The organism is Burkholderia sp. BCC0044 (assembly GCF_902832955.1).
In the GTDB taxonomy this organism is placed as follows: domain Bacteria; phylum Pseudomonadota; class Gammaproteobacteria; order Burkholderiales; family Burkholderiaceae; genus Burkholderia.
On the sequence record NZ_CADFDO010000003.1, the window covers coordinates 27,788 to 51,876 of the forward strand.

Below are 24,089 nucleotides of genomic sequence, written 5' to 3' on the forward strand. Positions count from 1 at the left end.
CATTATAGAGGCGGCGCTCAGCCCGGCTTGCCGTCGAGCTTCGGCGGCCGCAGGCTGGCGAGCAGCGTCTCGGCGTCGCGTGCAGCCCGCTGTTCGAGCGCGGCGCCGTAGCCGCGCACGAAACCGAGCTGGTACGGCGGCGCCGACAGTTGCTCGAGATGGTGCAGCGCGACCATCGCGTCGTTCGCTTCGCCGAGCACGCTCTGCACACGCGCCAGCGTCTTGACCGTCTCGGTGCGCGTGCGGCGCGACGCCAGCGACGCGAAGAATTCGAGCGCGTAGCGCAGCCGCTTCGCATCGATCCGCACCTGGTGGCGCGCGGCCGTGTCGAGCGACGTGAGCGACGGCGATCCGTAGAGATGACCGAACAGCCGCCGCACGCGCTTGGTCGCGTGACGCCGCAGCGACGGCGCGTCGTCGCCGTCGGCCGCCGGCAGCGCGAGCGCGCTCAGCCATTCGAGCCAGCCGAGCGTCAGCCGCGCATAGCGGGCCGAATGCAGCGCCTGCCGCAGTTCGACGCGCGCGGCCATCGACTGCGCACGGGCGGCGTCGAGCGTGCCGTCCCAGTCGCTGCGGCCGCCGTCGGCCGCGATCAGCGCGGGCAGGCTCTCGGTGGCGAACACGTCCCAGTCGCGCACCGTGCCGAGCAGCTTGGCGAGCCAGCGCAGGTCGACGCCGAGCGTGTCCTTCCACTGACGGTCGGTGAAGCGCGGGAAGAACCGCATCAGCGTGCGCAGGCGGCGCAGCGCGACGCGCATCTGGTGCACGAATTCGGGATCGTCGCGATCGAGCACGCCGGATTCGTTGCCGAGCCATTGCGCGGTGATGTCGCGGGACAGCGCGAACAGCGCGGCGCGCTGCGTGCGGATGCCGGTCAGGTCGACGGGCTGCGCCTTGACCAGCGCGGCGGCCACCGGCCCGCCCGCACAGGCGCGGTCGATCACGCTCGTCAGTTGCACGAAGGCCGGCCACGCGCCGCTCAGTTCGCGCGCCGCGGCAAACAGCGCGCGCAGCGCGGCCGCGCGCGCGGCCACGGTTTCCCAGTCGGGCGCGGCCAGGCGCAGCTCGACGTAGCGGCGCGGCGGCTCGCCACCGCCGTGCAGCGTGATGTCGTCGAGCGTCATTTCGACCCCGACGCCGCTGTCGTCGGCCCAGCGCCCGCGCCGCCGTTCGCTGATGATGCGCAGCGCCGACGCCTGGGCCCGCGCTTCGTCGGTGTCCGGCGCAATGCCGTCGACGTCGGTGGCCGGCGCGTCGGCATCGGCTGCGCCGGCCGTCGCGGGCACCGGCAGCGGCGCCGCGACGACGATGCCCGCGTGCTCCGCGTCGAACAGCTCGCGCTGCGTGACACCGGGGGCGAACGTCTCGGTGCGCGATGCAACGACCCGCGTGCCGTGTGCGTTCGATTCGACCCAGGTCCACCAGCTTGCGCCGGGGCTCCGCTCGGCCTCCTCGATCTGGCACGGCTCGATCGTCACGCGCTCGTGGCCGCGCCGCATCCGGACCTGCGGGCAGATCCGCCACGCGCGCACGAGTTCGGCGCCGAAGTCGCGCTGCGCGCCACGGGCACGGCTTGCGCCCTTGACCGGCCACCCTTCCAGCGACAACGACAACACGATTTCCAGCACACGCGACATGGAGGCTCCTGCACATGAAGGATCGCCGGCGCATCGACCGCGCCGGCGTCGCTCGTGAAGCAGCTTCCATAGTACACGCCGCCCCCCACGCGCAGGCGCCGATCCGGCCCCGCCGCGCTGTGGCAGGTCAAGCCGGCACGTCAGAGGGCGTATTGCGCGATGCCGTTGCCGAACGACCAGTTCTCCTTCAGCACCTCGACGAGACTGATGAAGACGTCTTCCTGCCGCACGCCGGGCTGCTGCGCGAGGTTGTCGGCGATCGTCCGGTACAGCGCGCGCTTCTGCTCGAGCGTGCGGGTGTTGTTCGCGGTGATCTGGATGATCACGAGATCGTCGCTGCGTTCGATATCGAGGTAATGGCGGCCGAACACGAAGTTCTCGGCCGCATGCTCGGTCACGACCATGAAGATGTCGTCCTCGGGCACGTTGAACGTCTGGATCAGCGCGCGCTGCACGCCGTCGACGAGGGCCTTGCGGTAGGCGGCCGGTTTGCCTTCGCGTACGGCGATACGGGTGAATGGCATGGTGCTGCTCCTGTCGGTGAATGACGTTGAAGAACGAAAACACAGCGTCAGGTTAGGCGCGCGCACCTATAATAAACAGTCATTGATGAATATTTCATCCATTTTCATTTGAAATGAAAGTACTCGATCTCGATGCCGTCCGCGCGTTCGTGCTGGTCGCCGACCTCGCCAGCTTCACCCGCGCCGCCGATGCGCTCGGCACCACGCAATCGGCCGTCAGCCTGAAGCTGAAGCGGCTGGAGGCTCATCTCGGCAAGCCGCTGCTCGCGCGCACGCCGCGCGTCGTCAAGCTGGCCGCCGACGGCGAGAATTTCCTGCCGGCCGCCCGCGCGCTGCTCGACGCGCACGAGCATGCGCTCGGCGCGATCTCGAGCGGCACGGTGCGCCTGTCGCTCGGCGTCAGCGAGCACGTCGCGGTGCCCGACCTGCCGGCCGTGCTGACGAGCCTGCACCGGCAGGATCCGGGGCTGTCGCTGGAAATGCATCTCGGCGCGTCGACGAGCCTGCTCCCGCAATACGACGAACGGCGGTTCGACGCGGTGATCGCCCGGCACGAGCCCGGCGAGGATCCGCCGCGCGACGACGCCACGCCGCTGTTCACCGAGCCGCTGGCCTGGCTCGCCGCGCCCGACTGGGCGCCGCGCGCGGGCGAGCCGCTGCCGCTCGCGGTGCTGGCCGGCCCCTGCGGCGTGCGGGCCGCCGCGCTGCGCGCGCTCGACCGCGCGGGGCTGCCGTGGCGCGAGCGCTTCACGGGCGGCGGGGTCGCGGCGGTCGCGGCGGCCGCCGCGGCGGGGCTCGCCGTCTGTCCGCTCGCGCGGCGCGTCGCCCCGCGCACGCTGGTCGACGTCGGCGCGAAATTCGGGCTGCCGCCGCTGCCGCAATCGCAGGTCGTGCTGTATTCGCGCGTCCGCGACGCCCGTGCCGCCGCCGCGCTGCGCAGGTTCACCGACAGTCTTGCAATCTCGGCGTAAACTAGCGGGCTCCTCCGCAATCTCCAGACGAATTCCGATGAAGCCCGACGCCCGCAAGCACCTTCGCGCCAACCTGCTGATGCTCGGCGCCGCCGCGATCTGGGGCTCCGCTTTCGTCGCGCAACGCCTGAGCCTCGACGTGATCGGCCCGTTCCTGTTCACCGGGCTGCGCTTCCTGCTCGGCGCGCTCGTGCTGGTGCCGCTGCTGATGCTGAATGCGGCGTCGCGCGCGCAGCTCGCGGCGATCCGGCGCGAACCGGCGCTGTTGCTGCCGGGCGTCGCGCTCGGCGGACTGCTCGCCGTGTCGATCTCGCTGCAGCAGGTCGGCCTGCAATACACGCGGATCGCGAACGCCGGCTTCATCAGCTCGCTGTACGTCGTGATCGTGCCGCTGATGGGCGCGCTCGCGCGCCACCGGATCGGCGCGGGCACGTGGTTCGGCGCGTTGCTGGCCGCGATCGGCCTGTATTTCCTCAGCATCGACGAGCACTTCTCGGTGCTCTACGGCGACTGGTTCCAGCTCGCGGGCGCCGTCATCATCGCCGCGCACGTGATGGCGGTCGGCCATCTGGCGAAGCGCCACGATCCGCTCGTGCTCGCATTCCTGCAGTTCGCCGTGTGCGGCGTGGCGTGTCTCGCGGTCGGCCTGGCGGTCGAGCCGGTCAGCGTCGCGATGCTGCGCGGCGCGCTGCCGACGCTGCTGTACGGCGGGCTGCTGTCGGTCGGGGTCGGCTATACGCTGCAGGTCGTCGCGCAACGCGACGCGGCGCCCGCGCACGCGGCCGTGATCTTCAGCATGGAAGGCGTGTTCGCGGCGATCGCGGGCTGGGCCGCGCTCGGCGAAACGCTGACGCTGCGCGCGCTCGTCGGCTGCGCGCTGATGCTGGCCGGCCTGCTCGCGTGCCAGTTGCTGCCGAACGGCGACGCGCGGAAAAAGGACGAGGACGCGCTGCCGGCGTGACGCTCACCGTCCCTATAATGGCGATTCGCGTGACTTCCACGCCAACCGCTTCCGACAGGCCAGCTCCGTGACGTCCATTTCCGTCGATCCCGCCGCCGACCTGCTGCGCGAACGCGCAGCGCACTACGCCGCCCAGGCGGCGCTGTTCCTGCGCGACCAGGCGCTCTCCACCGCCTCGCACGACCTGCGCAGCCCGCTGAATGCAATGCACAGCTGGGCCTACGTGCTCGAACGCCAGCTCGCCAACGCCGATCCGAACCTGCAGCGCGCGCTCGCGGGCATCCGCACGGGCATCGACCAGCAGGTCGCGCTGATCGATGGCGTGCTGGACGCGCCGCGCGCGGAAACACGCACGCTCACGCTCGCGCCGCAGCCGTTCGCGCTGCGCGCGCTGCTCGACGAGACGATCGCGCTCGTGCGTTTCGCGCTCGCGGACGCACGCCAGGTCACGCTCGACACGACGCTGCCGGACGGCGAGCCGTCGCTCACCGTCGATCGCGAACGCGTCGCGCAGGCGCTCTGGACCCTGCTGACGACGGCCGTCGAGGCCAGCGCCGCGGGCAGCCGCGTCGCTTTCACGTGCACGCGCGACGGCGCGCAGTTCACCGCGCGCGCCGCCTGCACCGTGAACGCCAGCGTGCTCGTCGATCCCGCGCAGCCGCACGCGTTCGAATCGTTCGCGCGGCGCGAGATGCTGCGCGAGCGCGACACGAAACGCAGCGCGTGGACGCTCGCGCTGTGCCAGCGCGTCGCCCTCGCGCACGGCGGCACGTTCGCGCACGACGTGTTCGCCGACGGCGCGCCCGCCACCCTCACGTTCTCGATTCCCTGCGAGGCGCCCGTGTAAGCAAGCGGCCGCCGACACATTACAAATTCCTTTCCGGCTCTATACTGATGGGCCTGTCATAACCGGAGCGATTCTTTGTTACAGATCTTCGCGCTCATCGGCGCGTTGTTCCTGGTGGCCCTGAACGGGTTCTTCGTTGCGGCCGAATTCGGCCTCGTCAAACTCCGCGCGACGCGCGTCAAGACCCTCGCCCGCAAGCACGGGCTGCGCGGGCGCATCCTCGGCATCGTGCACGGCCGGCTCGACGCGTATCTTTCCGCGTGCCAGCTCGGCATCACGCTCGCGTCGCTCGGCCTCGGCTGGGTCGGCGAACCGGCGTTCGCGGAACTGATCGGCCCGCTGCTCGACCTGATCGGCGTCCAGTCCGAACGCGTCGTGCACCTGATTTCGCTCGTGTTCGCGTTCTCGCTGATCTCGTTCCTGCACATCGTCGTCGGCGAACTGGCGCCGAAATCGATGGCGATCCGCCAGCCGGAAAAGGTCGGCCTGTGGGTCGCGCTGCCGCTCTACGCGTTCTACTGGTCGATGTATCCGGCGATCTGGGTGCTCAACACCAGCGCCAACGCGGTGCTGCGGCTCGCGGGGCTGTCGGCCGACCACGGCGGCGACGCGCACTATTCGACCGACGAGCTGAAGCTGATCCTGCGCAGCCGCCGCAGCGCGGCCGGCAATGCGGCGCAGCCGGCGCGCGGCACGTACAGCAACGACGAGTGGAACACGCTCGCGCATTCGCTCGATTTCTCGTCGATGACCGTGTCGGACCTGATGCGGCCGGCCCATGAAATGATCGGCCTGCGGCGCGACCTGCCGCTGCCCGACAACATGGAGATCGTCGCGCGGCACCGTTTCAGCCGCTATCCGCTGTTCGAGGATGCGTCGCGCGAACAGGTGAGCGGACTGATCCACCTGAAGGACCTGCTGCTCGCGCGTCACGCGGGCGCCGCGCTCGAGGATCTGTCCGACTACGTGCGCCCGGTCCAGTACGTGAAGCCCGACACGCCGGCACTGGAGCTGTTCCGCCGCTTCCGCAAGGGCGCCCCGCACTTCGCGCTGGTCGGCAACAAGGGCGAGAAGCCGATCGGCTTCCTGACGCTCGACAACCTGCTCGGCGCGCTGGTCGGGCAGATCCACGACGAATTCCGTCAGGGAGACGCCGACTGGAGCCGCCTCGACGACGGCACGCTGATGGGCAAGGGCAGCCTGCCCGTCGTGTCGCTCGAGCAGGCGCTCGGCATCGACATCGACGAAGGCCGCGCGGAATCGGTCGGCGGCCTCGTGATCCAGGCGTTGAGCGACCTGCCGACCGAAGGGCAGCGCGTGTCGTTCGACCGCTTCGACGTCGTCGTGAAGAAGATGAACGGGCCGCGCATCGTGCTCGTGCGCGTCTATCCGAAGATCGCGAAAGAGGCCGACGAATGACGGCCGCGCGTCGCGCCGCGCGATGAACGCGACGCTGCCGCGCTGCTGCGTGATCACGCCGGAACCGGCGTCCGCGTCGGCGGCCGATCGGGCCGCGTTTCTCGACCGGCTATCGGCCGTGCTCGCGCGCGGCGAAACGCTCGTGCAACTGCGCGTGAAATCGCTCGATGCAGCCGCGTTTGCGTCGCTGGCCGCCGCGGCGCTCGCGCGCTGCGACGCAGCCGGCGCGCATCTGATGCTGAACGGCCCGATCGATGCAGCCGGCGTGATGCGGCTCGACGGCGCCGGCTGGCATCTCGACGGCACCGCGTTGCGCGCCGTCGCGCAGCGGCCGCTGCCGGCCGGACGATGGGTGTCCGCCGCATGCCACGCGGAACACGACCTGCTGCTGGCCGCGCGCGCCGGTGCGGATTTCGTCACGCTGTCGCCGGTGCTGCCGACGCTCAGCCACCCCGGCGCGCCGACGCTCGGCTGGGCTCGATTCGACGCGCTGGCCGCGCAGGCCGCGATGCCGGTGTTCGCGCTCGGCGGCATGACGCGCGCGCACCTCGACGACGCGCGCCGTCACGGCGCGTACGGCGTCGCGGGCATTCGCGGGTTCTGGTAATTCGGTGCTTTCCGGCAGCGCGGCCGCACACGACCGCGCCGCTTCACGCGTTCATCGGCTCATGCATTCAGGTTCGGACGCATTCCGCGCCATGAACCGTCGTCCATGCGACGCACGTCGTGCGTCAGCGCGTAGCGATTGACGTCGCCCGTCAGCCACGCGACGAGCGAATACGGCGGCAATTCCCCTTCATCGACCCGGTCGCGCGCGCGTGCCGGCGTCTCGAACACCACCCGCCCGACCGGTGCGTCGAACGGCACCGCGTCGGGCGACAGGTTCAACGCGATCGTCAAAGTCTCGTCGTCGGCGAGCCGCCATGATGCGCACAGCGCGTCGGCATCGCCGTCGCCGTCCGCCTTCAGCGCATGGGCTGCCTGCGGCCGGCAATCGGACAGCCGCGGCGCGATCAGCTTCGCGCGCACCGCGAGCGCCGACTGCACGAAATGCGCACGATCGATGTCGCGCGCGGTTTCATCGAAGATCAGCGGGATCTGCGGCGTGAGCAGCGACAGCGCGAGCGCGGCGAGGCCGGCCGCCTGCCCCTGATCGCCGGGGCCGCTATCGCGCCATGCGCCATCGGACAGCACGAGCGAGGTCAGCGACAGGCTGCTGTCGGCGGCCATCCCGTCCGCCGACGCGGCCGGCTGGTACGCCGCGCCGGCCGCGGTCAGCGCGCGGGCGAGCGTATGAATCGACTGGTGCGTGGAAATGCCTTCATGCGCCGACGCGTCGCGCCCCGTGAGCCGGTGCAGCGCGCGTTCGCCGCAGCCGTTCCACTGCGCATCGAAATGGGTATCGGCGAGATGCGCGGGATGCCGCTCGCTGCCGAGCACGAGGTGGATCAGCCGGTCGGCCGGCACGGCGGCGCGCACGCGATCCGCGATCTCGCGCAGCCACGACACGCCGATCCGGTCGGCTTCGCGCAGGCGCAGCCCGTCGCAGCGGTATTCGTCGATCCAGTACAGCGCGTTGTCGCAGAAGAAATCGCAGACTTCCGGATGATCGAGCGCGAGCGGCGCGGCCTGCAGCGGATCGTCGCGCGTATGGAAGAACGGCCCCGCGTAGTGGCGCAACGCATCGGTGCCGCTGCCGAAGCGCGCGTAGTCGAGTTCCAGCAGCACCGCGAGACCGTAGCCGTGCGCATCGTCGATCAGCGCCTTCAGCGCGTCGGGGCCGCCTTCGGCCGCGAGCGGCGCGAACGGCAGGCTGTCGTGCGGCGACGCGAGCAACTCCAGCGCGGTCACGCCGAGGCGCGCGAGCCGCGGCAGGCGGCGGCGCACGGCGTCGAAGCCGCCCACCGCGTGCGGGCGGATCGCATAGAGCGCGATGTCTTCCCACGCGCGCCCATGCCAGAACGTATTGCGCCACGTGAACGCGCGCGGATCGACGACCTCGCTCGGACCGTCGAGCCCCTCGGGTTGCGAGCGCGACGCGGGATCGGGAATCGACACGGTATCGTCGAGGCGATAGCGGTAACGCGCACCCGCGCCGCATTCGACGAAGACTTCGAACCAGTTCGGGCCGGCACTCGTCATCGGCACGAGCATCGGGCCGTAGCCGGTATCGAGTTCGAGCTGGACGTGGGTGCTGCCGGGCGCCCACACGCGGAAATGCGTGCGCGGCGTCGCGCTGAGCGCGCCGCAGGGCTGCGCGCCAAACGGCAAACAATGGATGTAGTGCTGCGCGTACGGATCGTGCGGACAATCGGACATCATGCGCTCCTCGTGCGTGCCGAGCGGCATGGCCGCGCCGATGGCGCAGCGCATCGGGGCCCGGCATGCGACGGCCAGGCGGGGGGAGAGAAACGAGTATGCGCCGGATTCGCCACGTCGATGCATCGTAGTCAGACATTTTTAAATGCGAATCGACCCTTGGAAAACCGCCGCTGGCGACCGGCCTGCATGCGCCTGCGAGTCGGGTAGTCGGCATACCGGAATGATTGCTCGCCTTGTTGCGCCGGCCGCGCGCCCCTACGCTCGGGGTCATGCTCGCGGACATGTCGTCCGCCCCATCCCGAGGAACTCCGCCATGTCGCTTCCCGCCAGCGCCGCGAAATTCGATCCGTCACGCGCACACGAATATGCCGAGCAATCGCGCATCGCGCTCGCCGGCTACGATGCGTGCCACGAACTCGCCGCATGCATGCTCGCGTCGGCGATCGGTGCGGCCGATGCGCGGATACTCGTCGCGGGCGCGGGCGGCACGGGACAGGAGATCTGCGTCGCGGCCGCGCTCGAACCGGGCTGGCAATTCACGGCCGTCGACCCGTCCGCGCCGATGCTCGCGCTCGCGCGCTCGAACGTCGAAGCCGCGGGTTTCGGCGCGCGTACGACGTTCGTCGAGGATGGCGTCGACGCGTTGCCCGACGCGCCCGCGTTCGACGGCGCGACGCTGATCGGCGTGCTGCATCACGTGCCGGGCGACGACGCGAAAGCCGCGCTGCTGCACGCGATCGCGCGGCGCCTGAAGCCCGGCGCGCTGCTCGTGCTCGCCGGCAACCATCGCCGCTACGCGGACCACCCGCGCCTGCTCGACGCGTGGCAGCAGCGCTGGCGCATGAAGGGCGCCACGCCTGACGCCGTGCGCGCGCAACTCGCGAAGATCCTGCAGGGCGCCGATCCGCCTGTGTCCGAGGAAGCCGTGTTCGCGCTGCTGCGCGACGCGGGCTTCGATGCGCCGCTGCGTTTTTTCGCGAGCCTGTTCTGGGGCGCGTGGATCGCGGTGCGGCGCGCGTGACGGTTCGAGGCGGCCCGCAACGGCGCGCGCCACGCGATTCGCGAACGCGCCGCACGCGCTCGGTATGATGTCGTTCCCGCCCCCTTCCCGGCCTCGACATGCTCACCGTCCATCACCTGAACAACTCGCGTTCGCAGCGCGTGCTCTGGCTGCTCGAAGAACTGGATGTGCCGTACGAGATCGTGCGCTACGAGCGCGATCCGAAGACGATGCTCGCGCCGGCCGAATTGCGCGCGATCCATCCGCTCGGCAAGTCGCCCGTCGTGACCGACGACGGCCGCACCTTCGCCGAATCGGGCGCGATCATCGAGTACCTGGTCGAACGCTACGGCGACGGGCGTCTCGCGCCGCCGCCCGGCTCGCCCGAGCGGCACGACTACACGTACTGGCTCCACTACGCCGAAGGATCGGCGATGCCGCCGCTGCTGCTCAAGCTCGTCGCGCTGCGGATCGCGCATGCGCCGATGCCGTTCTTCGCGCGACCGATCGCGCGCAAGATCGCCGCGACGCTGCAGTCGGGTTTCGTCGATCCGCAGATCGACCTGCATCTCGGCCATGTCGACGGCGCGCTGGCGCGCAGCGGCTGGTTCGTCGGCGACGGCTTCAGCGCGGCCGACATCCAGATGAGCTTTCCGCTCGAAGCCGCGACCGCGCGCGGCGGCGGCAGCCGGTATCCCGCGATCGCGCGCTTTCTCGACACGATCCATGCGCGGCCGGCGTACCAGCGGGCGCTGGAGCGCGGCGGCCGGTACGACCTGCTCAGGTAACCAGTAACCGGCGTCAGCTCAGCAACCCCGCCGCGACGTTGATCGACAGGCCGAGCACGGCCATGTTGAAGTAGAACGACAGGATCGACTGCGCGAGCACCGAGCGCCGCGCGGAGCGGTTCGCGAGCGACACGTCGGCCGTCTGCGACGCGACCGCGAGCGTGAACGCGAAATACAGGAAATCCCAGTAGTCGGGCTCCGGGTTCCGGTCCGGGAAACGGAGCGCGCGATCGTTGCTCGGCGAGCCGTAATAGAGCCGCGCATAGTGCAGCGTGAAGATCGTCGGGATCAGGAACCACGCGCCGAACAGCGTCGCGCCCGTGATCGCGTAGTGGCTGAGCCCCGCGCTGAAGCCGACGCTCTTCGCCGTCGCGAGTTCGATCGCGATCGCGGCCACGCTCGCGACGGTCGCGAGGCACACGACGGTCAGCACGGTCGTCGCGTTCTCGTCCTCGCGGATCGCGACTTCGCGCACCTTGTGATGATGCGCGGTGACCATGCGCACCCACATCAACACCAGATACAACCAGACCGCGCAATCCCAGCCGATCAGCGCCCGCGCGGTGGCGCGCAGCGGGAACGGCAGCAGCACCGCGCACAGCACGCCGGCGACGAACGCCGCGACCATGCGTGGCCGGTTGCGTAATACCTGCGGATAAAGCGTCATCGTGTGATTCCGAAAGCAGATGGAAAGGGTTCGGCCGGTGCGCGGGAGGGCTCCTGCGCCGGCGGGTAACGCGCCCCGATTATCGCCATTCCGTCGTGACGTGGCGATGGGCGCGAGCGCCCAGGGAGCGCCTAAGATAAGGGGATGACCGCCACCGCCCTGCTCTGCCGCCATCCTGCGAACACGGCCGGCCGCGACTTCGTCGTGGGCGACCTGCACGGCTGCGTCGACGTGCTGCGCGCGCTGCTGCACGACGTCCGCTTCGATCCGGCCCGCGACCGGCTGTTCTCGGTCGGCGATCTCGTCGACCGCGGCCCGGCCTCCGACACCGCGCTCGACCTGCTCGACCGGCCGTGGTGCCACGTCGTGCGCGGCAATCACGAGGAAGTGCTGAGCCTCGTCGCGCGCGGCAAGCTGCCGCCCGACGCGTGGCGCGGGATCGGCGGCGACTGGGGCGCCGACCTGCCGCCGGAGAAGCTGCGCGCGCATGCGGCGCGCGTCGACGCATTGCCGCTCGTGCGCGTGATCGGCGACGGCCCGGCGCGCTTCAACGTGCTGCATGCGGAGTTCTTCGGCTCGGACGCGGATCTCGATACCGGCAGCTACGCGCACGACGTGCGCGAGCGGCTGATCTGGGGCCGCGATCTCGTCCAGGGGCTCGCGGATCCGGCGCGACAGGCAGGGCTATCGCTGACCTGCACCGGGCACACGCCCGTGCGTACGCCGCAGCGGATCGGCGCGCAATGGTTCATCGATACGGGTGCGTTCGCGCCGGCCGGGCGGCTCACGCTCGCCGAGCCGCGCACCGGCCGCACCTGGTCGATGACGCAGGCCGAAGCGCGCGAACGCCACGCGGGCGACTGGCCGCTGCCGTGACGCGCTGGCCCGGCGCGCAACGCAACGGCCCGCCGTGCCCGGCCAAGCGAACCCTAGCCGACCTGATTCAGTTCGAACACCGCATCGACGGCCGAGCCGTTCCAGTTGTATTCGAGATAGGCCGCATGCTGGCAGTCGCGCAGCAGCGTCGTGCGGAACGCGGCGAGACATTCGCCGCGCGGATCGCGCACCGACGGATAGACGATCCCCATGCCGCCCGCATTGCGCACCGCGCGGCCGAACGCCTGCCCCGCGCTGTAGTCGACCGGATGCAGTAACGCGGGATCGCGCTGCGGCCATGTGCGCACGTCGGCGACGTCGCCGTGCGCGAGCACGGTATAGAGCCGCATCTGCTGGCGCATCGGCGGCTCCTTCGTCGCGGCGAGGAACAGCCCGCTGTGATAGCGCGTCTCGGCGATCGCCGTGTCGCGCGAGCGCGTGCAGTAGAACACGCCGTAGCTGCCGTCCGAAAAACGGCTGCCCAGCGGATTCAGGTGCGTGAACGCGGCCATGATCGGCCCCCAGCCCTGCCCGTAGCGGCGCTCGGCAGGCGGTACGAGGTCGAGCGTGCCGACTTCGTTGCGGATGCGGTCGTTGGTCAGCGATTCGAGCGCGTAGAGCGCGTCGAAATCGTCCGCCGACGCGACGCGGTCGAACAGGTTGATGGCCGGAAAACGGGTGGGAATCACGCGATAGGCGGGCGCCCAGTCGACGGTGGTCATGGGCCACCGGGTGACTTCGATCGGTGTCGTCACGCCCAGCCACCCCGCATCGCATCGAGATATTGCCGCACGGCCACCAGATCGCCGACGTTGCCGGCCAGCATCCGGTCGAGCGCGCGCTTGCCGCCGAACGGCGCCGCATCGTTGGGCCGCTTGACCCATGCATCGGCCGCGGCGGGTTGCGGCAGCAGGATCTGCAAGCCCTTGTAGATGCCGAGCAGCAGCGACAGCCGCTCGAGCGTATCGCGCGGCAGGCGCGCCGATTCCGGCGCGGCCTTCCACTTGAAGAACGTCGAACGGCCGGGCGACCCGAGCAGCACGATCTGCTCGTCGATCGTCAGTTCCCAGTCGCGCGCGATGTTGAAAAACGCACGCAGGCCGGCCGTCGACATCTGCGCGACCGAAGCATGCGGCACGGCGGAATGCGAATCGTAAGCGGGCTGTGACATGACGGTTAGTCTCGAAACGAATTTACTAACAAGATTAGTCCATTCTCGTATTTTTGCAAGGGTCGCACCATCGAAGGGGCCGCCGATCCGACAAATCGATATTTTTTGTCCATTCTGGACTCTTATTTTATTTTCTGCGTTAATGGCCGTGCGGACACCGCGTCACGGCGCGGGTCGTGTCCGTGGAGACCGTGTCGCGCAGCAACCGGATGCACCACGCCAAGGAACGCACCATGAAGAGACTGATTGCCGCTGTTTCGATCGCCCTGCTCGCGGTATCGGCAGGGCCCGCCATCGCGAAGGACTGGACCACGATCCGCTTCGGCACCGACGCCAGCTATGCGCCGTTCGAATCGAAGGCGCCCGACGGCAAGCTCGTCGGCTTCGACATCGACCTCGGCAACGAGATCTGCGCGCGCCTGAAGGCGAAATGCGTGTGGCTGGAGAACGATTTCGACGGGATGATTCCGGCGCTGAAGGCGAAGAAGTTCGACGCGGTGCTGTCGTCGATGTCGATCACGCCGCAGCGCGCGCAGCAGATCGGCTTCACGACGAAGATCTACAACCAGCCGACGCGGCTCGTCGTGAAGAAGGGCTCGTCGCTGCTGCCGACCGCCGAATCGCTGAAGGGCAAATCGATCGGCGTCGAGCAGGGCACGACGCAGGAGACGTATGCGAAGGCGTACTGGGGCAAGCAAGGCGCGAACGTCGTGTCGTACCAGAACCAGGACGGCGTGTATGCCGACCTGATCGCCGGCCGCCTCGACGCGGCGCTCCAGGATGAAGTGCAGGCCGCGATCGGATTCCTGAAATCGCCGCGCGGCGCGAACTACACGTTCGTCGGGCCCGAACTCGTCGACGACAAGGTGCTCGGCATCGGCGCCGGCATCGGCCTGCGCCAGGAGGACACCGACCTGAAGGCGAAGATCGATCGCGCGATCGCCGACATGGTCAAGGACGGCACCTACAAGCGGCTCGCATCGAAGTACTTCGACTTCGACATCTACGGCAGTTGAAAACGGCGTCGCGCGCGTACGGATGACTGCTTCCGTCGCGCGCGTCCGACCGCCCTCCCCTTGCAACCGGATCGCAACGGCATCGCGTGGTGCGCCGCTGCATCGAATGCTTGTCTGCTTGCTTCCTGCGTTGTACGCTGCCCGCGGCACGACGCTTCGGCCATCGTTCGGATTACCGATCAATCGTTCGCGGCAACGACGGGCAACGCGAACGGACGTCGTGCGGCCCGACTCAATAGGCGAAGATCGGGCGTCGCGGCATCGGCGCCCGTGTGCACATGCCCATGCGGATCGGGTTTGCGTGCAGGAAAGTGCCGACCCGGCGCGGATGACCGGCAACCAGCCGGATCCGCCTCGCACCGGGCGTGCAGAGATGGCCTGTCGAGGCATGCCGGCCGGCCGCAAGCGCGACGTTCGCGCGGCGATGTCCCGAATCACTGCGATCGCGGCCTGCGGACCGCGGCGTGTGACGATCGATCATTTTTCTACCCCGTTTGCTGTCTGGTGTTTGTTCCGGCAACCGGACGATGCCGATGCCCCGGCGATCAGGCGACGACGCTCCGTGCTCGCCGTGACGCGATCGCTGCACCGCGCTCGGGCGCCGCATCCCCGCGGACTGCATCCTGGCCGGTACCGGAAGCTTTCGCTGCCTGACCGGACGGACCTCGCGTCGTCGACTCTCGCACGCCCTTCTTCGCAAGGACCGGGCCAGCGCTGCGCGAGCCCGGCCGGACAAGGGGGTGACCGGGCCGGCTGACGGCCGGAACAAGCGTCGCATGCCGGAAGTTGCGAAACTGAAACGTCGGCGCCGGAGCACGCGCCGGCCGTGTCGCGGCGGGGCCTTGCGGAATAAGGCTGAACAATGGAGCGCGGAATTTTTACCGGCGGGGAGGCGGGCCGATCGGCCCCGTTCGCCACGGAAATTCGCCCGGCGGCCCACCCGAAATGTTTCATGCGCTTTACATGCCGGCGGCGGCACGAAACACCGCACGGCGCTGCTCGACGCCGGACGCGGCGGCCGGTCGCATGGCGATACCGCGACACCGCTTCACGCGCCCTCACGCTGCCCGAGCGACCGTCCACGATGATCCGTACCTTGGCCATGCCGTGCCGCCCGTCGCGTTCGCGCCGCACCGGCTGTGGACGCGCCGCCGAGCCGGTTCGCGCGCCGCTCAGCCGACCCGCTGATGCCCGGCGTCGTCCGGCGGCGCGTCGTCGTGTCCGCCGCTGTTGTCGCGATCGTTCAGCCCGTGCTCGATCATCATCCGGTAGAGCGTCACGCGTGAAATGCCGAGTTCGGCGGCGGCCTTGTTGATCCGGTGGTCGTTGCGCAGCAGCGCGTTCTCGATCGCGGTGCGCTCGGCCAGCGCCCGCGCCTGTTCGAGCGTCACCGGTTCGGTTTCGCCGGGCGTGTCGAGCCCGAGATCGTGCGGCGTCAGCAGCCGGCTCTCGGCCATCACGATCGCGCGCCGCACGCGGTTGATCAGTTCGCGCACGTTGCCGGGCCACTCGTAGCGCCGCATCGCGTCGAGCGCGGCCGACGTGAAGCCGCTGATCTTGCGGCCGCTGTCGGCCTTGAATTTCTGCAGCACGTAGTGCGCGAGGATGTCGATGTCCTTGCCGCGCGCGCGCAGCGGCGGCTCGTGGATGCGCAGCACGCACAGCCGGTGATAGAGATCCGCGCGGAAGCGCCCGGCCTCGACCGCGCCGTCGAGATCGACGTGCGTGGCCGAGATGATCCGCACGTCGACCGCGATCGATTCCTGCCCGCCGAGCCGCTCGATCTTGCCTTCTTGCAGGAAGCGCAGCAGGCTCGCCTGGCTTTCGACCGGCATGTCGCCGATCTCGTCGAGAAACAGCGTACCGCCGTTCGCCGATTCGATCCGGCCCGCGCGCCGCTGGTTCGCGCCGGTGAACGCGCCGCGCTCATAGCCGAACAGCTCCGACTGCAGCAGGTGATGCGGAATCGCGCCGCAATTGATCGCGACGAACGGCCCCTTGCCGCGGCCGGAGCGCTCGTGAATCGCGAGCGCCGTCAGTTCCTTGCCGGTGCCCGACTCGCCCGAGATGAAGACGCTCGCGTCGGTCTTCGCGACCTTGCGGATCGTGCTGAACAACTGCTGCATCGCCTCGCAGTTGCCGATCATCCCGTGTTCGCCGATCGACGCCGCATAAGCCGCGCCGTCGACGCGATCGAGCGCGGCCATCCCGCGCGCATGGCCGAGCACGTGCGAAATCCATTCGTACGGCAGCGGCAGCGTCACGTAATCGAAACAATAGCTGCGGATCAGTTCGCGCACGGCGGGGCCGATCGTGATGCCGGCCTGCGCGATGGAAATCCAGCCGATCGCCGGCTGGCTCAGGCACATCTTCAGCGCGGGATAGTCGCGCGACGTGAACCCGGTGAAATCGACCAGCCCGGCGGCCACGCTCACGCCGGAGGTCATGTTCTGCGCGGCGCCGGCCGTCTTCGCGACCGCGATCTCCCAGCCGAGCCCGCGCAGTTGCGCCAGCAACGGCTCGTCCGGCGTGCGCATGATCACGAACAGCTTGCGTCCGGCCTCGGGAGCGGTGACGGACACGTCCGTCATCTCGGGCGCCGCGTGCCCGTTTGCGTCGGGTGACCTTGCAACCATCGTTGTTCCCCGCTTGGCGTTGGTATCGCGCGCCGGCTCGCCGCCGCGTACGACGGACACGATCGAACCGACATATTGGCCGTATTTCCGTCCGAATAAAATCCCCCAGCGCATGAATCGCGCCAGAGGTCGGCGTTGCCATGAACGGTATATCGATGCGGCCGGCCCGCGGCTAGATGGGTGTTATCCCGGTGGCGGACGCCGCGCGCGACCGGGAGGGACCGGCACAGCGCGCGCAAAGCCGCGCCGGTGCTGGCGCGCAGCGATGGCGGGCGACGCGGCGCACGCGCGATCGGCGCGCCGGCGCATGCGCGCGCAACCGGCCTGCCGGACAGGTGGATACCCGGGCAACCGGTTCCAGGTGATTTTCGTCAATCGTCGGAAGAAGCCGGCTGATGCACGCACGCAACATGCACGGCGCGCCGCCGCGCGGCTGAGGCGAAGGCGGCCGGGTCAGCGGCCCGACGCGAGCGGCGCCGGCGCGTTCGCGCGGCCGCGGCCGGCCGGCGTGCCGCCGTGTTCGCCGTAGGCGGCGGCCAGCGCGTCGACCCGCGCGAGATGGTGGCGATTATCGTGATCCCACGGGTGGAAGCCCGGCCGGAAAAAGCTCAGCCATTCGCCGGCGATGCGCGGGAACAGCCCGCGGCGCGGCCCGTACAGGAACGCGATCATCCGCAGCATGCCGCGCACGTGATGGCCGGCGCCGCGATCGCGCCACAGCAGCGTCGCATGCAGCAGGAACACGGTCGGCCAGAACGTCAGCGTCGTCAGCAGATACACGCCGATGCGGATCAGGTAGCGGCGCAGCCCCGGCTTCATCGCGGCATTCCACACGTCGAACGACACGGCCTTGTGCTCGGTTTCCTCCAGCGCGTGCCAGATCCACATCTGCCGGTAGCCTTCGACCGAACCGCCGAGGCGCGTCGGGTCGCGCAGCAGCCAGTCGGCGAGCATCGCCGTGTAGTGCTCGGCCGCCACCGTGTGCGCGAGCTGCACCGAATGCGGCAGCTTGCGCTTCATGTAGCCGAGCACCGTCCACACGCGCTTGTCGAGCTTGCGCGCGGGCAGCCGGTTCGCCTGCATCAGTTCGTTGTATTCGACGTGCTCGCGCGTGTGCATCGCCTCCTGGCCGATGAAGCCGAGCACCTGCTGCTTCAGCACGGGATCGTCGATCCGGTCGCGGTAGTTGCGCACCGAATCCATGAAGAAGCGCTCGCCGGCCGGAAACAGCAGCGACAGCGCGTTGAAGAAATGGGTCACGTGCGACCCGAGGCCATGCCAGTCCTTCGCGCGCTCGACCGGCAGGTCGAAGCGCAAGTCGCGGCGCACCGGCATGATCCCGGCTGCGGTGGCGGAAGCGGCTGACTTCATGTTCATCGTTCTCCTGTTGCGGCGCGGCCCCGGCGCATCGTCGGACGCGGCCGGCGCAAGCCCGGGCGACGCGGCGCGCGCCGCCAAAATCCTGACATCGACAGATGTAACGATAGGCCGCGCGCGCCGGCGCATGCAAGCCGCGCGGTAGATGCGCGCTTCCAAACGGGGCACGGTCGGCAAGGCGGAAAAAACGGCGTTCGAACGGCGCCCGGACGCGGCGCGATTCGAACGCGCGGGCTCGCGTACGGGCGACTTTTCAGGCTCGGCGCGACCTCTCGGCGGCCGCTCGCGAGCCCCGTGTGGCGGGCGTTTCGCGGCATCCGGCAACGGTCGTGCAGCGTGCGGCAACGCGTGACAGGCGCATCGATTCATACGCGGGCGCACTTGCGTGGTGCAACCTCGGCCTCGCCGGTCGCGAAAAATTCAAACGCGCGTTCCAATTGCGTTTCGTGCAATCGCGTGCGCGGCGTGCCGCCACGCTCGCCGACACGCGTACGGCGGCGCGAAATCCACCCGCGCCGGCCCGCTGCGCGCTCGCCTACAATAGCGGTTTAACGCAACCTCTTTCAGGAGAAATCATGTCCGTCATCACGACCGAATCGGGCCTCAAGTACGAAGACCTGACCGAAGGCACCGGCGCGGAAGCGCAAGCCGGCAAGACCGTCAGCGTCCACTACACGGGCTGGCTGACCGACGGTCAGAAATTCGATTCGAGCAAGGATCGCAACGACCCGTTCGCGTTCGTGCTCGGCGGCGGCATGGTCATCAAGGGCTGGGACGAAGGCGTGCAGGGCATGAAGGTCGGCGGCGTGCGTCGCCTGACGATTCCGCCGCAACTCGGCTACGGCCCGCGCGGCGCAGGCGGCGTGATTCCGCCGAACGCGACGCTCGTGTTCGAAGTCGAACTGCTCGACGTCTGACCCGGCCTCCGGCCGTTTCCTTCCCGATGGAACGCATCGTCTCCCCCGCCATCGCGCTGCGCCGCTACGACACGTGCGAAGCGTCGGACGTGCACGACTTCCATCAGGTCGTGCTCGGCGTCGACGGCGCGATGGTGATGGCGGTGGACGGAATCGGCCGGCGCATCGACCGGCACGCGGCCTGGCTGGTTCCGGCCGGCGCGCGCCACGACTACGCGGGCCTCGGCGACAATCGCCAGCTCGTGATCGACCTGCCCGCCGCGTCGCTCGCGGTGCCGCAGCGGCTGTTCGACCATGCGCGCGCCGTGTCGATCGACCCGGCGCTCACGTCGCTCGTCGCGCAGGTCGCGGCGGCCGCCGCGCAACACGATGCGCCGGCCGGCGACGCGCGGCGGGCCGCCGCGCACCGTTTCCAGTGGCAGGCCGCCGCGCGCCTGTGCGACGCGCTGCTCGACGATGCGGGCATCGCCGCGCCCGCGTCGGGCCTCGATTTCGCGCGCATCGACCGCTGGCTGCGCGCGCGGCTCGCCGAGCCGCTGCGCATCGCCGATCTCGCCGCGCATTGCGGCTACGGGATGCGCCGGTTTCATCAGCTGTTCGTCGACGCGTTCGGCGAAACGCCGCATCGCTACCTGCAGCGGCTGCGGCTCGACGCCGCGGTCGTGCTGCTCGCCGACGGCCGGCATTCGCTCGTCGACATCGCGGGCAGCGTCGGCTTCGCGGATCAAAGCACGTTCACGCATGCGTTCACGAAGCGCTTCGGCGTGGCGCCGGGGCGCTGGCGTGGGGAGCGGCACTGAACGCCCCAGCGGCGCCGGTTTTCCCGCGATAGCGGATGCGGCGGCCACCGCGCCGTGGCGTCACGGCCGCACGCGCTTCGACAGCCGCTGTCCGTCCCGCGTGAAGCCGTGCCGCGCGTAAAAGCGGTGCGCATCGGGCCGATGGTCGCCGCTCGTCACCTCCAGTTTCACGCACCCTGCCGATTCGAACCAGATCTGCGCCGCGGCGATCAGCGCGCCGCCGACACCCTGCGCGCGACAGTCTTCGTCGACGACCAGACTGGTGATGCGCCCGAGATTGCCGTGCGCGTGAAATAGCGTCAGCGCATGCAGGCTGATGCAGCCGACCACGCTGCGCGCGATCGTCGCGACCAGGATGCGGTCGACCGCGCTCGGCAGCAGGGTGGCCAGCTTGTCGCGGATCATCGCGGGGGTCGCATCGTAGCCGAGCTGGTGCATCAGCCTGGCGATGTCGGCGTGATCGGCGAGCTGCGCGTCGCGCGTCGTCAGGGTCGAGGGAGTCATCCGGATGGGCCTGTCGAAAGTCGAGGTGTGCGGTGGCGTGCATGACGCGCCGCATGGCCATGTTAGTCGCCACGTACCGGCCGCGTATCGACGCTTCACGTCCCGCTGAAACATCGCATGTCCGTCGCCGCCTACGATGGACACATGGATACGATCACACCGTCCCCCGCTTTCCCGCCCGCGCTCACGCGCGTCGTCGCCACCGTCAGCATCGGGTTCGTCGTCACGCAGCTCGACGTGACGATCGTCAATATCGCGCTCGCGCATCTCGCCGCCGATCTGCACCTGCCGGTCGCCGGCCTGCAATGGGTCGTCGATGCGTACACGCTCGCGTTCGCGGTGCTGATGCTGTCGGCCGGCGCGCTCGGCGACCGTTTCGGCGCGCGCCGCCTGTACCTCGCCGGCCTCCTGTTGTTCGCGCTCGCGTCGCTTGCGTGCGGCGCCGCCGTCGCGCCCGCGATGCTGATCGCGGCCCGCGCGCTGCAGGGCGTCGGCGCGGCGGCCATGCTGCCGAACTCGCTCGCGCTGCTGAACGACGCGTGCCGGCACGACCGGCGCCTGCGCGCCCGCGCGGTCGGCGGGTGGACGGCGGCCGGGTCGATCGCGATCGCCGCCGGCCCGGTCGTCGGCGGCCTGCTGATCGCCGCGTGGGGCTGGCGCGGCATCTTCCTCGTGAACCTGCCGCTGTGTGCGGCGGGGCTCGCGGCGACGTTCGCGTGGGTGCCGGCGCGCCGCGAGCAGGCCGCACCGGCCCGCTCGACCCGCTCGACCCGCTCGCTCGACTTGCGCGGCCAGCTCATCGCGATCGCGATGCTGACCGCGCTGACCGGCGCCGTGATCGAATGGCGGCCGCTCGGCTTCGCGCATCCGGTCGTGGCCGGCGGCTTCGCGCTGGCGGCGCTGGCCGCGCTCGCGTTCGTCGCGGTCGAATCGCGCACGGCCACGCCGATGCTGCCGCTGTCGCTGTTCCGCCGCCGCACGTTCAGCGCGGCCGTGCTGTTCGGAATCTGCGTGAACCTCACGTATTACGGCACCGTGTTCGTGCTCGCGCTGTACCTGCAACGCGCGCGCGGCGAATCGGCGCTGCAGGCGGGGCTCGCGTTCCTGCCGCTCACGGGCGGCTTCCTGCTGTCGAATCTCGCGAGCGGACGCACGGTCGCCCGCCACGGCCCGCGCGTGCCGATGGTGGCCGGCGCGCTCGTCGCCGCGCTCGGCTACGGGTCGCTGCATTTCGTCGACGCGGCGACGCCGCTCGGCGTGCTGCTCGTGCCGTTCCTGCTGGTTCCATTGGGCATGGGTTTCGCGGTGCCCGCGATGACGACGGCCGTGCTCGCATCGGTCGCGCCTGACCGGGCCGGCATCGCGTCGGCCGTGCTGAATACCGCGCGGCAGGCCGGCGGTGCGATCGGCGTCGCGGCCTTTGGTGCGCTCGCCGGCGGCGGCGCATCGCGGGTCGTCAGCGGGCTGCGGATCGAGACCGTCGTGTCGGTCGCGCTGCTGGTCGCGGCCGCGCTGCTCGCGACCCGCGTGCGGGCCGATGCGGATCGCGGCGCGCCGGGTGCGCGTCACGCAGCGTCGGCGCACGATTGAGCGCGTGCGGTCATGCGTCGCCGGGGCGAGGCTGAATCAGGTCGTCACGCCAACGAAAGGAAGTCTTCCTGACGCGACTCGCGTAGCCGGCCGAGCCGTGGTCGTGCTTCCGCGCCGAATGTCATCCGACGGCGCAACCTTCGCACATGACGCTCACCGCCGTGCCGCGCGGGTCTCATCGTCGATCTTCCTGACGACCGTATCGGCCGCCTTCAACGGCCGGCCGTCGTCGTGCCGCAGCGCGAGCTTGCGGATCGCGCGCCCGGTGCCGCGTTCGACCAGCACCGAATGCGGCTCGCCGCGCGCGAACAGGTTGGCCTCGCCCCACTGCCGCAGCATCACGATGACCGGAAACAGCCCCTCGCCTTTCCTGGTCAGCACGTATTCCTGATATGCGCTGCCGTCGGACGCCGGCACGACGTCGAACACGCCGGCATCCACCAGCATCTTCAACCGGTCGGACAGGATGTTGCTCGCGACGCCGAGGCTCGCGCGGAAATCGCCGAAGCGGCGCACGCCGTCGAACGCATCGCGCACGATCAGCAACGCCCAGCGATCGCCGACGATATCGGTCGCGCGCGCCACCGGGCACGGCGAATCCGCAAGACTTTTCTGCCTGGCCATGTTCCTCTCCGCAATCGCGCCGGCCGCCTTCGCGGCCATGCCGGCCCTCCGTGCACGGGCCCGTCGCCCGCCACCCAACAGGTTGCATTTTAAAACTACTTTCCCTACACTCCAAACAAGTTTCAAATTGCAACTACATTGCGCGAGGAAACCATGGAGTCGTCCTGTCATTCCGGCACCGTTGCATCGAACCCGCGAACCGATGCGATCCATCCGGCCGACAGCGGCCGCCTGTCGTCGGCGCGCGTCGCGCTGCTGGCCGTCTGCTGCGCGGCGAGCGTCGCGAACGTCTACTACGCGCAGCCGCTGCTCGATTCGATCGCACGGGATTTCGGCGTGTCGCAGGCTGCCGTCGGCGGCGTCATCACCGCGACGCAGCTCGGCTGCGCGCTCGCGCTGCTGTTCGTCGTGCCGCTCGGCGACCTGCTGAACCGCAAGCGCCTGATCGCCGTGCAGCTTCTGCTGCTGACGGCGGCCTGCATCGGCGTGGCCGCCGCGTCGACGCGCGTCGCGCTGCTGGCCGGGATGGTCGCGGTCGGGTTGCTCGGCACCGCGATGACGCAAGGGCTGATCGCGTGCTCGGCCGCCCTCGCCGGCGCGGACGAACGCGGGCGCGTCGTGGGCGCCGCGCAGGGCGGCGTCGTGGTCGGGCTGCTGGCCGCGCGGTCGCTGGCGGGCGTCGTCACCGACATCGCCGGGTGGCGGGCGGTCTATCTCGTGTCGGGCGTGCTCGCGATCGCGATGCTGGTCACGCTGTCGCGGCTGTTGCCCGATAGGCACGCACCGCGCGAGCGCATCGGTTACGTGGCGCTGCTGCGCTCGATGGTAGCGCTGCTGCGCGACGAACGCGTGCTGCGCGTGCGCGGCGCAATCGCGCTGCTGATGTTCGCGGCGTTCAGCATCTTCTGGAGCGCGCTCGTGCTGCCGCTGAGCGCGCCGCCGCACGCGATGTCGCACACGCAGATCGGCGCATTCGGCCTCGTCGGCGCGCTGGGTGCGGCGGCGGCCGCCCGCGCGGGCCGGCTCGCGGATCGCGGGCGCGGCGAAGCGACGACCGGCGCCGCACTCGCGTTGCTCGCGTGCGCGTGGCTGCCGCTCGCGTTCGGCAATACGTCGATTGCGCTGCTGATCGTCGGCATCGTGCTGCTCGACGTCGGCGGACAGGCCGTGCACGTGGTCAACCAGAGCATGATTCTCGGCGCGCGGCCCGACGCGCATGCGCGCCTCGTCGGCTGCTACATGCTGTTCTATTCGGCTGGCAGCGGCCTTGGTGCGATCGCGTCGACGATGATGTATGCGCGCGCCGGATGGACAGGCGTGTGCGTGCTCGGCGCGGGCGTGAGCGTGGCCGCGCTCGGCGTATGGGCCGCGACGCTCCGGCGCGCGTGATGCGCGCCGGCTGTGCGGATCGAACAGGAAAAGCCCGCGCGCCCTGGACGGGC

General features: G+C 69.9%; 24 protein-coding genes. 13 read left to right on the forward strand and 11 right to left on the reverse strand.

The window, feature by feature from the left end:
• Positions 1-17: 17 nt before the first annotated feature.
• Positions 18-1,637: a CHAD domain-containing protein gene (locus HWX14_RS17055; RefSeq protein WP_175883628.1), complete on the reverse strand. Its 1,620-nt coding sequence runs from the start codon at positions 1,635-1,637 to the stop codon at positions 18-20.
• A 140-nt stretch (positions 1,638-1,777) separates the two neighbouring features.
• Positions 1,778-2,161 (reverse strand): tautomerase family protein, encoded by a 384-nt coding sequence (locus HWX14_RS17060; RefSeq protein ID WP_175883629.1) that lies wholly within the window; start codon positions 2,159-2,161, stop codon positions 1,778-1,780.
• A 113-nt stretch (positions 2,162-2,274) separates the two neighbouring features.
• On the opposite strand from HWX14_RS17060, the gene HWX14_RS17065 reads away from it, so the two are divergent.
• The 5 genes from HWX14_RS17065 to HWX14_RS17085 all read left to right on the forward strand — a co-directional run bounded on the left by HWX14_RS17065 (position 2,275) and on the right by HWX14_RS17085 (position 6,966).
• The gene (locus tag HWX14_RS17065) at positions 2,275-3,132 is read left to right on the forward strand and encodes a LysR family transcriptional regulator (protein WP_175883630.1); all 858 of its coding nucleotides are present in this window, start codon (positions 2,275-2,277) and stop codon (positions 3,130-3,132) included.
• Between the two features lie 37 nt (positions 3,133-3,169).
• Positions 3,170-4,093, forward strand: coding sequence for a DMT family transporter (locus tag HWX14_RS17070; protein WP_175883631.1), 924 nt, complete (start codon positions 3,170-3,172; stop codon positions 4,091-4,093).
• Between the two features lie 67 nt (positions 4,094-4,160).
• Complete coding sequence (locus HWX14_RS17075; RefSeq protein WP_175883632.1) at positions 4,161-4,940, forward strand: HAMP domain-containing sensor histidine kinase; 780 nt, start codon at positions 4,161-4,163, stop codon at positions 4,938-4,940.
• 75 nt (positions 4,941-5,015) lie between these two features.
• Positions 5,016-6,359 carry a hemolysin family protein gene (locus HWX14_RS17080; RefSeq protein WP_175883633.1) on the forward strand — a complete coding sequence of 448 codons (1,344 nt, stop codon included), beginning with the start codon at positions 5,016-5,018 and terminating at the stop codon, positions 6,357-6,359.
• A gap of 22 nt (positions 6,360-6,381) precedes the next feature.
• Complete coding sequence (locus HWX14_RS17085; protein WP_175883634.1) at positions 6,382-6,966, forward strand: thiamine phosphate synthase; 585 nt, start codon at positions 6,382-6,384, stop codon at positions 6,964-6,966.
• A 59-nt stretch (positions 6,967-7,025) separates the two neighbouring features.
• Here HWX14_RS17085 and HWX14_RS17090 read toward each other — a convergent pair whose 3' ends face one another.
• The gene (locus HWX14_RS17090; RefSeq protein ID WP_175884608.1) at positions 7,026-8,678 is read right to left on the reverse strand and encodes a DUF3459 domain-containing protein; all 1,653 of its coding nucleotides are present in this window, start codon (positions 8,676-8,678) and stop codon (positions 7,026-7,028) included.
• Between the two features lie 316 nt (positions 8,679-8,994).
• On the opposite strand from HWX14_RS17090, the gene HWX14_RS17095 reads away from it, so the two are divergent.
• Both HWX14_RS17095 and HWX14_RS17100 read left to right on the forward strand, forming a co-directional pair.
• The gene (locus tag HWX14_RS17095; RefSeq protein ID WP_175883635.1) at positions 8,995-9,702 is read left to right on the forward strand and encodes a class I SAM-dependent methyltransferase; all 708 of its coding nucleotides are present in this window, start codon (positions 8,995-8,997) and stop codon (positions 9,700-9,702) included.
• A gap of 98 nt (positions 9,703-9,800) precedes the next feature.
• Positions 9,801-10,469, forward strand: a complete 669-nt coding sequence (locus HWX14_RS17100) for a glutathione S-transferase (protein ID WP_175883636.1) — start codon at positions 9,801-9,803, stop codon at positions 10,467-10,469.
• A gap of 13 nt (positions 10,470-10,482) precedes the next feature.
• Here HWX14_RS17100 and HWX14_RS17105 read toward each other — a convergent pair whose 3' ends face one another.
• Entirely contained in the window at positions 10,483-11,136 is a 654-nt protein-coding gene (locus HWX14_RS17105) for a DUF1345 domain-containing protein (RefSeq protein WP_175883637.1), read from the reverse strand.
• Positions 11,137-11,280: 144 nt separating this feature from the next.
• On the opposite strand from HWX14_RS17105, the gene HWX14_RS17110 reads away from it, so the two are divergent.
• A complete protein-coding gene (locus tag HWX14_RS17110) occupies positions 11,281-12,012 on the forward strand; it encodes a metallophosphoesterase (protein ID WP_175883638.1) in 732 nt (243 codons plus the stop codon).
• A gap of 53 nt (positions 12,013-12,065) precedes the next feature.
• Here HWX14_RS17110 and HWX14_RS17115 read toward each other — a convergent pair whose 3' ends face one another.
• Positions 12,066-12,734: an RES family NAD+ phosphorylase gene (locus tag HWX14_RS17115; protein ID WP_175883639.1), complete on the reverse strand. Its 669-nt coding sequence runs from the start codon at positions 12,732-12,734 to the stop codon at positions 12,066-12,068.
• 29 nt (positions 12,735-12,763) lie between these two features.
• A complete protein-coding gene (locus tag HWX14_RS17120) occupies positions 12,764-13,183 on the reverse strand; it encodes an MbcA/ParS/Xre antitoxin family protein (protein WP_175883640.1) in 420 nt (139 codons plus the stop codon).
• A gap of 233 nt (positions 13,184-13,416) precedes the next feature.
• Between HWX14_RS17120 and HWX14_RS17125 the strand changes: the two genes are divergently transcribed.
• Positions 13,417-14,199 (forward strand): ABC transporter substrate-binding protein, encoded by a 783-nt coding sequence (locus HWX14_RS17125; protein WP_175883641.1) that lies wholly within the window; start codon positions 13,417-13,419, stop codon positions 14,197-14,199.
• Between the two features lie 232 nt (positions 14,200-14,431).
• Here HWX14_RS17125 and HWX14_RS17130 read toward each other — a convergent pair whose 3' ends face one another.
• The 3 genes from HWX14_RS17130 to HWX14_RS17140 all read right to left on the reverse strand — a co-directional run bounded on the left by HWX14_RS17130 (position 14,432) and on the right by HWX14_RS17140 (position 18,206).
• Positions 14,432-14,680: a hypothetical protein gene (locus HWX14_RS17130; protein ID WP_175883642.1), complete on the reverse strand. Its 249-nt coding sequence runs from the start codon at positions 14,678-14,680 to the stop codon at positions 14,432-14,434.
• A gap of 691 nt (positions 14,681-15,371) precedes the next feature.
• Positions 15,372-16,835: a sigma-54 dependent transcriptional regulator gene (locus HWX14_RS17135; protein ID WP_175883643.1), complete on the reverse strand. Its 1,464-nt coding sequence runs from the start codon at positions 16,833-16,835 to the stop codon at positions 15,372-15,374.
• 453 nt (positions 16,836-17,288) lie between these two features.
• Positions 17,289-18,206: a metal-dependent hydrolase gene (locus tag HWX14_RS17140; protein WP_175883644.1), complete on the reverse strand. Its 918-nt coding sequence runs from the start codon at positions 18,204-18,206 to the stop codon at positions 17,289-17,291.
• Positions 18,207-18,787: 581 nt separating this feature from the next.
• On the opposite strand from HWX14_RS17140, the gene HWX14_RS17145 reads away from it, so the two are divergent.
• Both HWX14_RS17145 and HWX14_RS17150 read left to right on the forward strand, forming a co-directional pair.
• Complete coding sequence (locus tag HWX14_RS17145) at positions 18,788-19,129, forward strand: FKBP-type peptidyl-prolyl cis-trans isomerase (RefSeq protein ID WP_006479474.1); 342 nt, start codon at positions 18,788-18,790, stop codon at positions 19,127-19,129.
• A gap of 26 nt (positions 19,130-19,155) precedes the next feature.
• Positions 19,156-19,929 carry an AraC family transcriptional regulator gene (locus tag HWX14_RS17150; protein ID WP_175883645.1) on the forward strand — a complete coding sequence of 258 codons (774 nt, stop codon included), beginning with the start codon at positions 19,156-19,158 and terminating at the stop codon, positions 19,927-19,929.
• 60 nt (positions 19,930-19,989) lie between these two features.
• On the opposite strand, the gene HWX14_RS17155 is transcribed toward HWX14_RS17150, so the two are convergent.
• Positions 19,990-20,433: a GNAT family N-acetyltransferase gene (locus tag HWX14_RS17155; RefSeq protein WP_175883646.1), complete on the reverse strand. Its 444-nt coding sequence runs from the start codon at positions 20,431-20,433 to the stop codon at positions 19,990-19,992.
• A 144-nt stretch (positions 20,434-20,577) separates the two neighbouring features.
• On the opposite strand from HWX14_RS17155, the gene HWX14_RS17160 reads away from it, so the two are divergent.
• Positions 20,578-22,023 (forward strand): MFS transporter, encoded by a 1,446-nt coding sequence (locus HWX14_RS17160; RefSeq protein ID WP_175883647.1) that lies wholly within the window; start codon positions 20,578-20,580, stop codon positions 22,021-22,023.
• A 153-nt stretch (positions 22,024-22,176) separates the two neighbouring features.
• Here the strand turns inward: HWX14_RS17160 and HWX14_RS17165 are convergent, their stop codons facing one another.
• Complete coding sequence (locus HWX14_RS17165) at positions 22,177-22,647, reverse strand: helix-turn-helix domain-containing protein (RefSeq protein ID WP_175883648.1); 471 nt, start codon at positions 22,645-22,647, stop codon at positions 22,177-22,179.
• Between the two features lie 153 nt (positions 22,648-22,800).
• Here HWX14_RS17165 and HWX14_RS17170 point away from each other — a divergent pair, with 153 nt between their 5' ends.
• Entirely contained in the window at positions 22,801-24,036 is a 1,236-nt protein-coding gene (locus HWX14_RS17170; RefSeq protein ID WP_175883649.1) for an MFS transporter, read from the forward strand.
• The last annotated feature ends 53 nt before the right edge of the window (positions 24,037-24,089 follow it).

Bases quoted from the DNA above. Each gene is read 5' to 3' on its own strand.
- HWX14_RS17110 (WP_175883638.1), top strand. From the start codon at position 11,281: ATGACCGCCACCGCCCTGCTCTGCCGCCATCCTGCGAACACGGCCGGC.
- HWX14_RS17130 (WP_175883642.1), bottom strand. From the start codon at position 14,680: ATGATCGATCGTCACACGCCGCGGTCCGCAGGCCGCGATCGCAGTGAT.
- HWX14_RS17125 (WP_175883641.1), top strand. From the start codon at position 13,417: ATGAAGAGACTGATTGCCGCTGTTTCGATCGCCCTGCTCGCGGTATCG.
- HWX14_RS17145 (WP_006479474.1), top strand. From the start codon at position 18,788: ATGTCCGTCATCACGACCGAATCGGGCCTCAAGTACGAAGACCTGACC.
- HWX14_RS17170 (WP_175883649.1), top strand. From the start codon at position 22,801: ATGGAGTCGTCCTGTCATTCCGGCACCGTTGCATCGAACCCGCGAACC.
- HWX14_RS17160 (WP_175883647.1), top strand. From the start codon at position 20,578: ATGGATACGATCACACCGTCCCCCGCTTTCCCGCCCGCGCTCACGCGC.
- HWX14_RS17115 (WP_175883639.1), bottom strand. From the start codon at position 12,734: ATGACCACCGTCGACTGGGCGCCCGCCTATCGCGTGATTCCCACCCGT.
- HWX14_RS17060 (WP_175883629.1), bottom strand. From the start codon at position 2,161: ATGCCATTCACCCGTATCGCCGTACGCGAAGGCAAACCGGCCGCCTAC.
- HWX14_RS17070 (WP_175883631.1), top strand. From the start codon at position 3,170: ATGAAGCCCGACGCCCGCAAGCACCTTCGCGCCAACCTGCTGATGCTC.
- HWX14_RS17120 (WP_175883640.1), bottom strand. From the start codon at position 13,183: ATGTCACAGCCCGCTTACGATTCGCATTCCGCCGTGCCGCATGCTTCG.
- HWX14_RS17165 (WP_175883648.1), bottom strand. From the start codon at position 22,647: ATGGCCAGGCAGAAAAGTCTTGCGGATTCGCCGTGCCCGGTGGCGCGC.
- HWX14_RS17135 (WP_175883643.1), bottom strand. From the start codon at position 16,835: ATGGTTGCAAGGTCACCCGACGCAAACGGGCACGCGGCGCCCGAGATG.
- HWX14_RS17140 (WP_175883644.1), bottom strand. From the start codon at position 18,206: ATGAAGTCAGCCGCTTCCGCCACCGCAGCCGGGATCATGCCGGTGCGC.
- HWX14_RS17055 (WP_175883628.1), bottom strand. From the start codon at position 1,637: ATGTCGCGTGTGCTGGAAATCGTGTTGTCGTTGTCGCTGGAAGGGTGG.
- HWX14_RS17065 (WP_175883630.1), top strand. From the start codon at position 2,275: ATGAAAGTACTCGATCTCGATGCCGTCCGCGCGTTCGTGCTGGTCGCC.
- HWX14_RS17105 (WP_175883637.1), bottom strand. From the start codon at position 11,136: ATGACGCTTTATCCGCAGGTATTACGCAACCGGCCACGCATGGTCGCG.
- HWX14_RS17150 (WP_175883645.1), top strand. From the start codon at position 19,156: ATGGAACGCATCGTCTCCCCCGCCATCGCGCTGCGCCGCTACGACACG.
- HWX14_RS17085 (WP_175883634.1), top strand. From the start codon at position 6,382: ATGAACGCGACGCTGCCGCGCTGCTGCGTGATCACGCCGGAACCGGCG.
- HWX14_RS17090 (WP_175884608.1), bottom strand. From the start codon at position 8,678: ATGTCCGATTGTCCGCACGATCCGTACGCGCAGCACTACATCCATTGT.
- HWX14_RS17155 (WP_175883646.1), bottom strand. From the start codon at position 20,433: ATGACTCCCTCGACCCTGACGACGCGCGACGCGCAGCTCGCCGATCAC.
- HWX14_RS17100 (WP_175883636.1), top strand. From the start codon at position 9,801: ATGCTCACCGTCCATCACCTGAACAACTCGCGTTCGCAGCGCGTGCTC.
- HWX14_RS17095 (WP_175883635.1), top strand. From the start codon at position 8,995: ATGTCGCTTCCCGCCAGCGCCGCGAAATTCGATCCGTCACGCGCACAC.